A 13018-nucleotide genomic window follows, 5' to 3' on the forward strand; every position below is an offset into this window, starting at 1 on the left:
GGTTCTCCACTGACTCAACTAAAGATGATTTAAAATGTGCATTTCTAAAAAGCGAAAACGCATTCTCTCTATCTCTCTGCCTTATTATGTTTTTAATATATTCAGAAAATTTTATTATCGCTCCCCTCTTATCGGAAATATCTGCAAGCTTGAACATGAGCCTGCAACTTTCAGCAAATTTAGTAACTGTTTACACGCTAAGCGTTGGCGTTGGCGCATTGCTCTATGGCCCCATTAGCGATTCAATTGGAAGATTTAAAAGTATTTGTATATCGCTTGTCGGATTTTCAGTGTGTACTTTTTTTTGCGGTGCCGCATGGGATGCAGCAAGCATGTACATATTTAGAATTCTTTGTGGTTTATTTGCTGGAATTTTGACTTCAAATACGTTTGCATACGTTGGCGATTATTATATTTCAAAAAATAATCCTCAATCCATTCCGGTTGCGATGGGAAAAGTAATGTCAGGCATGTTTGCTGCCATTGTTGTGGGTGTACCGTTGGGCATTTTGGTGGGACATTTATCATCTTGGCGAACTGCATTTACCTGCTTAAGTATTCTTTCCGTAATGCTATTCATCTTCATTCTTGTGGGCGTTGAACATGTTAAATGTAAGAAAGCACAAACAACTGGCTACCTGAATTCATTGGCAGGTTATTTTAAATTTCTGGGCAATTCAAACCTTACAAAAATTACAGCTCTGTTTTTCAGCTTTCAATTTGTTGTCACTGCATTCGCTACTTTTTCTCCGCTTTGGATTATCAACCACGGCTATGATTTATTAACGCTGACAATAATTTATGGTGTAACCGGGTTTATTTCAGTTTTTGTTTCGATGAAATCCGGGTATTGGGTAAAAAAATTAGGCATTTCCAAGACATTCCTAATAAGCAATATATTGGTAATGCTAGCGCTGGCTTTAATTGTCAGCATTACTTTTAATATTTATGTTGTAGCGGCACTGATGGCAGTTTATTTAAGTTGCATTTCCCTTCGAATGGGGCCGTTACAAGCTTTATCTGTAGCTTCAGTTGACGCGATGGAGCGAGGCAGATTCAGCTCATTCAATAGCTTTTCCATGCAGATGGGCTCATCACTAGGAGTTGCATTATTTTCGATGATGGTTGCAAATCAGCAGCAAGTAACAGGATTAAGTTTTAATGGTGGCGTGTATTTTCTTGTCGGCGTTACGGCACTCTCCACGCTAACTGCATTATTCGTTAAATCGCCCGCCCCTAAAGCAGCTTAGGCATGAGCACGCCGCAAGGCGTGCACATAAATTCAGTGCTAAAGATAAAAATATCTCAAGGAATTTAAGATGTATTGTCGATTAAAAAATACTAGTGATTTGATTGCTTGCTTCAAAGACGATGAACTATCGTTGGGCAATTTTTACGTTATCTATCAGAAACACGAATATCAAATAATCGCCTTGCTACCCCTGCGCATTTATCAATTTCATCATGATCTAAATGCGCTTGATCTCCATCAGAGAGTAAACAACACCGATTATTCACAAGAATGTGTTGTACTGGATAACAAAAGCCCTATTGCATACCTTAATGCTGAATTAAATAATTTCGGAACAAAAATTCAAAGTTACAACACTCCGTTTTTCAGAGGTGGATTAATTGGTGCCGCATCCTTCGAAGGATTAAGCCAACTACTTGATATCGAAATAACCGATGCAGCAGTTCCACCACTTGTTTTTGGTATGTTTGATACCTATTTGATAAAAAACATGACAACCAATGAAGTGCATGTAGTCAATGCTGATTGCAATCATGAAAAAATATCAAACTTTCTGAAAAGACTGGAAAAAACCGACCACCACAATGAATTCATTGCAGATAAAGTGCTAACGCCATTCCCTGAATTTCATCGGAATGCTAGTGAAGACAGACAAGGAAAAGAAACTTTCTATAAACGCGTTGAAATCATTAAGGAAAATTTACGCAAGGGAAATAGCTTCCAGACAGTTTTAAGTCACAAATATCATCGCATCCAAAAAAGCTCACCATTTGACACCTTCAGTAAACTCTACCGGCATCACAGCACCTACAAATTTATCGCTAAATTTTTTGATATTTATATCGCCGGAATATCACCGGAAAATTTGTTTGTATTAGATCAGCAAGGCGTGGTGCGCATGACCCCCTTGGCCGGGACCCGAGCGCTTACGGATGATCCCGCCGCCAATAAAGCATATGAGGAAGACTTACTAAGCTGCGAAAAAGAGAACGCTGAGCACACTATGCTGGTCGATTTGGCCAGAAATGATTTGGGTATGGCATGTGAGGATGGCAGCGTTGTAGTGGAACGTTATCGCTACATTGAATATTGCAAAGATGTCATGCACCTCGCAACAGACATAACCGGAAAGCTCGCCAAAGATAAAACCGCACTGGATCTTATGCGTGCCGCATCACCTGCGGGCACTATGTCCGGGGCGCCAAAAATTCGCAGCATTAATATTATTCAGGAAGTTGAAGATGGCGCCAGAGGGTTTTACAGCGGAAATATTGGCTTTGTGAACTTTGACGGCAGCGCAGATTTTTCCATCATCATCCGAAGTGTCACTTTTGCCGACAATCGTGTGCATCTTAGAGCGGGTGCAGGCATTGTTCTTGATTCAGTTGCAGAAGATGAGTACGAAGAATGTTTGCGAAAAATGTACTCATGTGGCAAGGAGATAGCATGAAAAATATTTTAATTATCGATAATTACGATTCATTTGTTTACAACGTACCTCAGGTAATTAGCCGATACGAAAAAGTAAAATTTACAGTGATCCGTAATGATCTGCTCGCGGAGAAACATTTTTCACTAGATAGCTTCACCCATGTCATTTTGTCCCCTGGCCCAGGCAACCCAACAAACCCAGATGATTTCGGCCGATGCCTTGATGTCATTGATTACTACGTTGGACACCGGCCAATTTTGGGGATTTGTCTGGGGCATCAAGGTATTGCCGCCTATTACGGTGCAAATATCACCACGGCGCAGGAAATTATGCACGGACGCACATCCGAAATAAAACTGATTGGTAAATGCCCGCTTTTTAATGAAATTGAATCACCCATTGTGATGCGCTATCACTCTCTTGTGGTAGAGCCAGGAACACTACCAGAGCGCTTTCAGGTTACCGCGGTAACCAACAATGAAAAACAGGAAATAATGGCATTTAACAATGAAAACAGCGGTATCTATGCCGTTCAATTTCATCCCGAATCTGTTGCAACACTAGCAGGTGCAACAATATTAAATAACTTTGTAAATTTGAATTAGTGAGAAATATATGTGGTTACCTACAGAAATTGCCAATGATAGTTTTACCAAAGAATACGTCGACTTTAATAAACGTTATCAAACAGGCGAGCTAAGCAATAGCGATTGGAAAGAATGGCGTGAAACAAAATTTATAGCGACCATTGAAAAAACAAAAAACTCACTGTTTTACCAGAAACATATTAACTATGGGGATATAAAATCGCTTGCGGATATTGAGAAAATACCCTTCACCACAAAAGATCACTTGCGCGAAAATATGGGCGACATACTCAGTGGAAGCCTTAATGACGCACTATATTTTTATGAGACAACTGGCACCACAGGGCGTGCAACACCTTGCCCACGAGATTATAAAGAAGCAATTGCCAGTAACTCGCAAGTGACAGCCGCATGGCGGGAAATTTTCGATTCCGTATTTGGTAAAGACTACCGCCCGATAGTTGGACTTATGGGCCCAACAGAGGTGCACTCTTTTGGCGACACATTGGGATCTGTATGCCAAAACATGAATGTATGCAATATGAAAATCTGGCCTTACTCACCCGTTATCGGTTTTCCAAAAGCATTGGAGTTAATGAACACCTATGGTGTAGAAGTTATTGCTTGCACCCCTGGTGTAGCAATGAATTTGATGAAATCTGCGAAACACTATGGCTACGATCTCAAGAAAGATTTTAAAGTCAAAGCCATATTCCTTACCGGAGAGATGTCCACTCCTGGATTGATGAAAAACATTACCTCTATTTGGGGTGCACAAGTTTTCAATTGTCTATATGGATCACAAGAAGCATTTGTAATTGCGTCATCCCGTTCGGATGGCGACATGTATATTGCCAAACCTAACTATATATTCGAAGTTATTGACCCTGAAACCAATAAATCTTTAGGCTCTACAGGCAAAGGTGAACTATGCCTCACCATGTTAATTAATGGCATTAAGCCCCTGGTACGCTACAGAACCGGTGATTTTGTTGAAATTTACAAAACAGAAAGACCGGAACCCTATGATCTAAAAATTAATATCATCGGCAGAACTAAAGATAGAATTCAACTTAATGGTAATATGTTTTCGGCATTTGATATTGAAAGCAGTATTTTGGACCAGGTAACCCATTGCTATGGATATCAAATTATCATTGATCAAAAAAATGGCGAAGATTATTTAGACATTAAATTGGAGTTCGCAGAAAACACGCCAAATATAGAGACCATGCTTGCGGCGGTAAAAGCAAGTTGTGCAAGGCAATTACGCATCAATGCCAATGTAGAGGTTATTGGCGAGTTAGATCAAGTAGTCAGTACTGCTGCCTTTGTCTCATGGAAGGCAGCTAGAATTGTTGATCGCCGCACAAAGGAAATTGATAGTGAAACCCAGGTGGCACAAAAAATGGCTGCGAATAGAGGCTACAGATGAGTGGATTTTGGAGTTCGGTACAGGATTTTAAAAACCATATCGATAAAAACCCGGATGTTCTTATTGGGACCTTGGGCCCCAAAGGAACATCATGCGATCACACGCTGAACTACCTGTTGAGCGATGAAAATGATCTGGATCGCCGCAGGGTATTGATTGATAATTTTTCAGATATTTATTCTTCATTGATTAATTCAAAAATTGATATTGCCATGATTCCGGCGGCCTATACTCAGGTGACAGAATTTTTTTGGTCAGCAGAATTTAAATTGTTAGGTTCTATTATTTATAAAACGCCGGACTATCACTTTACCCATGCTAAAGGTGTAACAAAACCACGGAAGATCGCCACCTGTTCCGCGGTAGAGCATATGTTAAAAAAACAATTTGCTCACTGCACACCGGAGCCTTATGAGCTGGTGATAGGCGCATCAACTTTGGCAGCAGCAAATGATGTTGCAGATGGGAAAGCAGATGCATGCATCACCAATGATGGCGGTTTGAAGGAGGTTGATTTGGAGGTAATTCACACACAGCAAGGTGTCGATATGAGCTGGCTTTTTTTCAGGAAAAAAACATGAAGCTGGCTATTGTCTTAAGCTCTAATAGAGATGAGGGCGGGTTTAGCGCAAAACTTTTGAAAAAAATAGTGGGGTTTTGCGCAGACCAGGTAAGCGTTGATGCTATCTGGCTAAATCAGTATCGTATTGAATTATGTGATGCTGACAACAAGTGCAGCCAAATGAATTGCAGCATCAATGATGATATGGCGTTGCTTTCGGAAAGAATTATCGCTGCTGATGCGGTACTTTATATTCCCGTCGTACACGCCTACGGAACTTGCAGCCGCATGCAATCGTTTATTGAACGCTTAGGTTATGGCTTTATGCGCCCGCAGGGGCGACCTATGCAAAATAAGATGGGAATAGTCGCTGTAGTTGGTCGTCGCTATTCACATGAATCTGTTTTTTCCCAGATGATTCTCAATTTTTTGTTAAACCGCTGCATAATCGTTGGCTCCGGTTTCCCACCTACATTTCGGTCAGAACTCGGCTCCCCTGATAATGACCATGAAGCCTGGTCTTCATTAAAAACCAGCTTGCTTCGGACAATATCTTTTCATCAATTATTGTCCAAAAATACTACGGCTTCGCTAAATCAGACCATCCATTTGGAAGAAGTCCCTTAACAAGGCAATCAATAAGATTGCCACAATAACAACGGAGAAATAATATTGAGCTATTTTGTTATTTACAATGTTGGTGTCCAGGAGGGCGTTGGCCGGGCTACCCTTTTAGGGAAAAATGTCTACATTAAAAATGGAAAAATTGAAAAAATTTGCAATGTAAATAACCTGACAATATCAGATTTAGGTGATATCAACATTATTGACGGCAGCGGAAAGACGTTAATTCCAGGTTTGGTTTTTGCACACACACACATAGCTTACGACGACGTTTGTGGCGCGCGCGATGTACTGTTCAAGCACCCCCTCACCCGGCTGTCATTCATAGCCGCAAAAGTCGCGAAAAAAGCAGCGCAGCTTGGTTATACCACCATGGTGGGAGCAGGATCTGTTGCCTGTATTGATGTCTATTTAAAGGAAGCTATCGAGGGTGGGCTGTTTGATGGCCCCAATCTGGTTCCGTGTAGCCGGGATATTATGGCGGCCGGACCTATTGGTTCGCGCAATAAAGAAAAAGTAACGCACATTCCCAAGGACTATATGCCGGTTATTGTGGACGGTGAGGAAATAAACCAGGTTGTTAACCGCGAAATAGATGATGGCGCAAAGATAATAAAAACCTTTGCAACCGGTGATGATCAATTTCCTAACGCGCGATCAAGTGAGGAATTATTTTCACTGGCCGAACTAAAGCAGATCGTTGCCATAGCCCATGGTCGCTCCACATTAGTACGCTGTCACGCCAGAGGGTTGAGCGGGATCAAAAATGCAATCGAGGCAAAAGTAGATATTATTGATCACTGCTCCTATGCGGATCAGGAAAGCCTTGATCTAATTCAAGAAAATAATATCAGTATTGTCCCTAGCTTCTACCAACCTTTGCAATATATTGCCAATGGTAGCAAATACGGAAAGCACCCAGAGGAATCAGACTTTCACATTGAAGTTGAAAATACTATGAACTTTTTACCCAAGGCCGAAGCAATGGGTATTAATATCGCAATCGGAGATGATTTTGGTTTTGCATGGACACCGCATGGCACATATCATCAAGAATTAATTACGTTTCAGGAAAAATTAAACATACCAGCTGTCACCATTATTAAATGGGCAACTTCGAATGGTGCAAAAATGATCGGGGAGGATCAGCGTATTGGCCAGCTACGGGATGGTATGCAAGCCGACATGATTTTACTTAGTGCCGATCCATCACTGGATATTCACGCATTAGCGAATAATATCGAAAAAGTGTTTATCGCCGGAAAATGCATTACCGGGTAAAATCTATCTCTTTTCAAATCTGTTACTATTCCCTACTGTCAACACTCGGGGGTTAGTGCAAATATTCCCAGATATCAACCCCTAATTAATGAGATAAAACCGCACAATGGAAAAAACAATAATTGTTACCGGCTCCAATGGCGGCATAGGTCAAGCTATATGCGCTCAACTTAAGTCCCAAGGGCTTACTGTTATTGGTGTGGATATAGGCTCGGAAGCAACAGTCACGGATATTTATTATCAGACTGACCTAGCCGACCATTTGCAATTGTTAGCGTGCCTGGACCACATAGAAAAAAAATATGCCGATTCTTTGTACGGACTGGTAAATAATGCCGGCCTCTATGAAGCGCTAGAATTTAACACGCTATCGCTCTTCGATTACGAACGAATAATGGCCGTCAACATACGTGCCCCGCTATTTATCTCCCAGTGGTTTGCGCGTGTCCTTGAAGAAAATCATAACAAAGGGGTGATTGTAAATATTGCTTCTATCAGTGGAGAAAATGGCAGTAAAGATGTTGCTTATGGTGTTTCCAAAGGCGCCATAATAAATTTAACGAAAAGCTTGTCGCTGGCCTTGGCGCCAAACATACGAGTCAACTCTGTCAGCCCTGGAATTATTAATACTTCGATGGCGCAAAAAATTCCGCGAGAGCGCATAGAGGAATATAAATCTCGCATTTTAAATCAACAATTTGGAGCGCCCGCCGATATCGCAAAGGCAGTCACGTTTTTACTGAATGAAGAAAACCAGTACGTTAATAATGCGTTATTGAGCGTACATGGCGGACTTCAATAAAGGATTACCACGTGAACTAGATTTTTTATATTGGTAGGTATCGGTGCTTGCTGGTTCATAACGGGGAAAGTTATTTTCTGCAATTACTGTTTTTGCTGTTTATTTTTTCACCGGAACCAAGCTGCTATTGCAGCGCAAGAACTGCTGCTGGGTTGCGCGGCTGATCAAATAACCACGGCCTGATGTGGCTATTAAAGTAACTTGCCGCTCACGTAATTGCAAGACACCAATAACCTGAGCAGCAACTTATTCAGCTGAGTTTACAATAAAAAATTTGCCAGGATTGTCTTTGCCCCCTCGGTTGCAAATGATTCAGGATGGAATTGAATTCCTTCAATAGGATATTCTTTGTGCCTCACCCCCATAATAACCTGCCCCTGATATGCGGCCTCAGATAGATTACTAAAAGGTGTTACTGAATCATTAACTACTGAGGTAATTTCCAAACAATCAGGTAAGCTGGAGGCTTCAACCATGAGCGAGTGGTAACGCATAATTTCCAAATTCTGCGGCATTTCCTTGAACAGGCCTCTGCTATCATGCTGAATCGCTGAAATTTTTCCATGCATTGGTATGGGCGCGCGAATAACCCGACCGCCAAAACAGTGCGCAATACCTTGCATCCCCAAACATACACCCATTAGCGGAATTGTTTGCCCTAGCTCCAAAATAGCTTGACTGCATACGCCAAAATATTTCACATCGTCCGGAGAACCTGGGCCGGGTGAAATAATGATCCTGTCAGGATTTAATTCTTTTATACCCTCAGTACTAATTTCATTATTTCGCTTAACAATAACATCAACCTCAATTGATGATTGTTTCACCCGATTTGCCATTAATATTTCACCGGTATATTGATATAAATTAAAGGTGAAAGAATCATAATTATCGATAATTAATACGCGCATCTATTAGATTCCTTTAAAGGTAGATAGCACACTACGCATTGCTGAAAGTTTACGCTCAATTTCAAGATATTCATCAGCGGCATTGGAGTCATAAACATTACCCCCACTGGTTTGCACATAAGCATCTTCACCTTTAATAAAAACAGTGCGTATTGGAATTGCAAAAGTACAATCACCATTAAAACAAAATTGACCTAGCGCCCCACCATACACACCGCGGCCATCAACTTCCAAATCATTAATTATCTTCATAGCCTCAATTTTAGGTGCACCAGTCAATGTTCCAGCTGGGAAATTGGAGGCCAACGCCGAAAACATATCTTCATCATGTCGTAAAATACCTACTATTTCTGATGAAATATGTTGCACATGAGAATAGCGTTTAATGTCCATCAAACTGCGTACTTTTACCGTACCGAAGCGTGCAACCCGACCAATATCGTTACGATGCAAGTCAACCAGCATATTATGCTCTGCGATTTCCTTTGGGTCGTTTAACAGTTTTCGGGATAATATCGTATCTTCAGCGCTACTTTTTCCTCTCAATGTAGTTCCCGCTAGTGGAAATGACTCCATCTCACCGTTGCGCAAACGGAAGAGTAGCTCGGGCGAAGCACCTATTATTTTTTGATCACCAAACTTCATGTAATACATGTGCGGCGATGGATTAACTTCGCGCAGCTTGGCATAAATAGGTAGGGTATCACCTGTGATTTTATACCGAGATTTAAAGCCAACTTCGCACTGAAAAATAAGTCCCTCGCATATATCCTCTTTGACTTTATGAACCGCTAATTCATGCTCTGCGCGCTCCATTGAATCACCCAAATGAGTTACAGAAATATCGCCGAATACGGGAACCTCTTGATGCAACAATGCTTCTATTTCATCAAAGCGATTGTCTTCGTAAAAATAATAAAAAATCTCTCCGGTCATTTGGTCATAGACAAGACCATCCAAAAAAACACCAAATTTAAAAGGTTCGAACATGCTGCTCGATTGAATTTTCAACTCCGGCTCAAAAAAATTAACAGAATCATAGCCAATAAATCCAACCAGCCCACCGGCATAACGACGGGAAATTACATTTTGTGGGATAATTTTTCGCAAATCATAATAAGGGTTTTCGGATTCATATGTCTCTACCAGCCCTGTTTTGTTATCCTCAATGCAAAGCGTATGGTAGTCAGGTGCATACACGGTTTTAATAGGATCAAAACCGATAATGTGGTTGCGAGAGATATAGCTTTCTTCACCGAGAGACTCTAACAAAAAACAAATTTTATATTTTTTCTCAATACAGCGGAAAAGCTGAAAAAAGTCAAAATCTTCAGTCAATTTTAGATATGTCGGCTTGCCTGGTAAATTAAATGGTTGAATATTGTTCTGAGTCATCGGTGGTTGTCTCAACTTTTCGAAAAAGCAGATTAATTATGGGGTCGTTTTCCTAGAGGCGTTTTTTACTTTACTCAAGTGTTTAGCCAGGACGTCAAATTGGCCTTCACGCATGGCACGCGCGCCACGCGTGACAGTGGCGATTCCCACACCTAACGATGTTGCTATATCACGCTGGGGGATATGCTCGGAGAGCATCTCAAAAATCTGCAGGCGGTTTTCAATTTCCTTAATTTCCTTCTGGGTTAACACCGCCTTTAAAACGGCCTCCATATCCTCAGCCTCCACAATCATGCAGAGGCAGTCAATAAAACGTGTATTTTTTAGGGGCGGTGTATTCATGTACTAGTATGATAGTTCAAAGGGGTAACTTTGTGCAATACTTTGCACATATAAAGTTTTTAAGCTTCAATAGCCTATGGCGGCAAATGAAAAGCCTGCATGCTCTGCTATTAATCGCAAGAAAATTCTGGGACTTTTTTTGATAAATTAATTCGGTTGGCTAACTATTTAATTGTCGCTTTAAGATACTTATTGTTAGATAACGATAAATGCGAACCTCTAAAGGACTTTTTCAAATAAGTAGTGAGATCGGCTGGAGTATCTATATCAAATTCAGCCGAGGGCATAGCAACAGGAACAACTTGGTTGGTGTAACGCAACAGCAAATTTTTTGCACCACGGTCACCGCGACACTCATACAACCGCGCTTTAAAGTGCGCCGGAAAAATCGCAGGCACGCCCAGGGTATTGGCAAAACTGGCGCAAGCTATCTTGCCCGGATTTTTACACCAGGCGCGATACAAATTGCGCAAGTCCTGCGCACTAATGAGCGGTTGGTCGCCCAACAATACCAACACCGGATTGCTGTTTTGCAAATGTTTAATGCCAAATGCAAGTGAATTTCCCACACCCAATTTCCACGCGGGAAATTCCAACAATTCAATGGGGCGATCCGTAAATCGTTTTGATTTTGCTTCCAGCTCCGGCTGCGCCTGCAAAAGTTGGGGATAAAAGGCTCCTCCCACCACAAAGATTTGCGCAGGTTCAAGTGTACGTGCAGTGGCGATACTGGTAGCCAGCAACGGCCGCCCCTGCCAATCTGCCAATTGTTTGCAACCACCAAAACGGCTCGCATTACCGGCAGCTAATATCAGGCAATCCATTGTTATCTTGTCAGCCATCATAAGGATGCCCTCATGCTCGTAGAATAATTGGCGCGTCTGCTCCGTTGGTAACAAAAGCTTGCATCTGCATGTCGCCCTGAGCCATTTCACTTAAAGGCAGCGCATTACTGCCAAAGATTTTTGCATGGCATTCAGCCAATACCGATAACGCAATACTTTCAGGTAAATCACCACCGAGCGCTAACCCCATTGGCCCGGCGATGGGATAGCGCAATTGCGCCTCGCTCAATCCTGCTGTCGCCAATACTTCTGCTTTGCGTTTGGCGGGGCCGAGTAAACCAATATAGGGATTGATCAGTTCGCACGTTTGCAATGCGACAACTGCCGCTGCATCCAAACGCAGATTATGATGGGCAATCACTACACCATCGATTTGTTGCAGTAAATCGTTTGGCAATTCCGCTGCCGATACATTCAGCGCAGTAATTCCGGCTGGAAAATTTTCGCGCTTGGCGGAATTTAACCGCTGATCGGCCAGAGTCACGCGCCACCCCATCACCAGCGCCAAATGGCACAGTGGAATAACATCGACACCACTGCCAAGAATTAATAAATGTGGCAGTGGATTAATTAAGGTGACGAGACTGTTTTCTTCATCGCTGCCAATGCCATCAAGCCCTGCAGAGTGGGACTGCAGACTACCGTGTTGGCGCTGCGAAAATTTTCGTGGGCAGGATGTAACACGTGCGCGCGCCTGATCAACTTGCAATGCATAATTGCACGCTTGTTGTTGCTGTAAACAAGAGAGCACAGCAGGCAATTGGAGAAAGTCATTTTGCGTATGGCAAGGGTGCAACAAAATTTCTGCCGCTCCACCGCAACCTATACCAAGGCGCCAAGCGATATTGCTGTCATCCGCCGCGTCGTAAACCACACGGCGCGATTTACCCAAAGCCACTACCTTGCGCGCTTGCAATAGCAAATCTGATTCTATACAGCCACCGCTTAATAACCCTAACTGATGCCCTGCATCACTGAGCAACATAAGCGCACCGGTTTTGCGATACACCGAACCGCGCGTATGAATCACTGCACCTAAAACCCAATTGGCCTCATCTTTCAGCGGCAACCAGGAGGCGAGCAGATGGTAAAAATGATTGGACATAGACAGGTATCCGTATTGTTACCGTTATCGGACTACTGAGCCGACAGATAATCCCACCGACGCGATGATAATGAAAGCGGGATTAACAAAACTAAACAGCACTATGACAATTGGCATCCACAGAAGTTGACCTTTCCCGCCAATTTATAGAGAGTGGGTGCTTTACTAATCGGACCCTAGCCCCTATGACCGACAAAATCAGAAATATCAGCAAAACCCTTCTTTCAAATAACTGGTACACCTTGAACAAATATTCATTTGAATATCAAAAACCCAATGGCGATTGGGAACAACAACATCGGGAGGCCTATGACCGGGGCAATGGCTCAACCATACTGCTCTACAACTCCGCGAAAGGCACCGTCATACTGACCCGCCAGTTTCCCCTGCCCACCTATGTCAATGACAACATCGATGGAATGCTGATTCAAACCTGCGCCCCCTT

General features: G+C 42.3%; 13 protein-coding genes and 1 pseudogene. 9 read left to right on the top strand and 5 right to left on the bottom strand.

Annotated elements, in window-relative coordinates:
* The 8 genes from ACWA6V_RS07960 to ACWA6V_RS07995 form a co-directional block, all read left to right on the top strand.
* Positions 1–1250: MFS transporter (locus ACWA6V_RS07960; RefSeq protein ID WP_449521980.1), on the top strand; the 1250-nt coding region annotated here is incomplete at its 5' end.
* A 69-nt stretch (positions 1251–1319) separates the two neighbouring features.
* Positions 1320–2702 (top strand): anthranilate synthase component I family protein, encoded by a 1383-nt coding sequence (locus tag ACWA6V_RS07965; protein ID WP_449521981.1) that lies wholly within the window; start codon positions 1320–1322, stop codon positions 2700–2702.
* Entirely contained in the window at positions 2699–3289 is a 591-nt protein-coding gene (locus ACWA6V_RS07970) for an anthranilate synthase component II (protein ID WP_449521982.1), read from the top strand. The genes ACWA6V_RS07965 and ACWA6V_RS07970 overlap by 4 nt, the downstream gene beginning before the upstream one ends.
* Positions 3290–3299: 10 nt before the next feature.
* Positions 3300–4706 carry a phenylacetate--CoA ligase family protein gene (locus ACWA6V_RS07975; RefSeq protein WP_449521983.1) on the top strand — a complete coding sequence of 469 codons (1407 nt, stop codon included), beginning with the start codon at positions 3300–3302 and terminating at the stop codon, positions 4704–4706.
* Positions 4703–5287, top strand: coding sequence for a hypothetical protein (locus ACWA6V_RS07980; RefSeq protein ID WP_449521984.1), 585 nt, complete (start codon positions 4703–4705; stop codon positions 5285–5287). Before ACWA6V_RS07975 ends, ACWA6V_RS07980 begins: the two co-directional genes overlap by 4 nt.
* Positions 5284–5895: a flavodoxin family protein gene (locus ACWA6V_RS07985; RefSeq protein ID WP_449521985.1), complete on the top strand. Its 612-nt coding sequence runs from the start codon at positions 5284–5286 to the stop codon at positions 5893–5895. Before ACWA6V_RS07980 ends, ACWA6V_RS07985 begins: the two co-directional genes overlap by 4 nt.
* Positions 5896–5940: 45 nt before the next feature.
* Entirely contained in the window at positions 5941–7173 is a 1233-nt protein-coding gene (locus ACWA6V_RS07990) for an amidohydrolase family protein (RefSeq protein ID WP_449521986.1), read from the top strand.
* A 106-nt stretch (positions 7174–7279) separates the two neighbouring features.
* Positions 7280–7975: an SDR family NAD(P)-dependent oxidoreductase gene (locus ACWA6V_RS07995; RefSeq protein ID WP_449521987.1), complete on the top strand. Its 696-nt coding sequence runs from the start codon at positions 7280–7282 to the stop codon at positions 7973–7975.
* 260 nt (positions 7976–8235) lie between these two features.
* On the opposite strand, the gene ACWA6V_RS08000 is transcribed toward ACWA6V_RS07995, so the two are convergent.
* The 5 genes from ACWA6V_RS08000 to ACWA6V_RS08020 form a co-directional block, all read right to left on the bottom strand.
* Positions 8236–8886: an anthranilate synthase component II gene (locus ACWA6V_RS08000; RefSeq protein ID WP_449521988.1), complete on the bottom strand. Its 651-nt coding sequence runs from the start codon at positions 8884–8886 to the stop codon at positions 8236–8238.
* Between the two features lie 3 nt (positions 8887–8889).
* Entirely contained in the window at positions 8890–10281 is a 1392-nt protein-coding gene (locus tag ACWA6V_RS08005) for an anthranilate synthase component I family protein (RefSeq protein WP_449521989.1), read from the bottom strand.
* A gap of 36 nt (positions 10282–10317) precedes the next feature.
* Positions 10318–10623, bottom strand: a complete 306-nt coding sequence (locus ACWA6V_RS08010) for a Trp family transcriptional regulator (protein ID WP_449521990.1) — start codon at positions 10621–10623, stop codon at positions 10318–10320.
* Positions 10624–10787: 164 nt separating this feature from the next.
* On the bottom strand, positions 10788–11468 hold the full coding sequence (locus tag ACWA6V_RS08015; RefSeq protein ID WP_449521991.1) for a nucleotidyltransferase family protein: 681 nt from the start codon (positions 11466–11468) through the stop codon (positions 10788–10790).
* A 10-nt stretch (positions 11469–11478) separates the two neighbouring features.
* The gene (locus ACWA6V_RS08020; protein WP_449521992.1) at positions 11479–12573 is read right to left on the bottom strand and encodes an XdhC family protein; all 1095 of its coding nucleotides are present in this window, start codon (positions 12571–12573) and stop codon (positions 11479–11481) included.
* Positions 12574–12758: 185 nt separating this feature from the next.
* Between ACWA6V_RS08020 and ACWA6V_RS08025 the strand changes: the two are divergent.
* Positions 12759–13018: pseudogene (locus tag ACWA6V_RS08025) on the top strand (GDP-mannose pyrophosphatase); the annotation flags it as partial.

Source organism: Cellvibrio sp. (genome assembly GCF_053579595.1).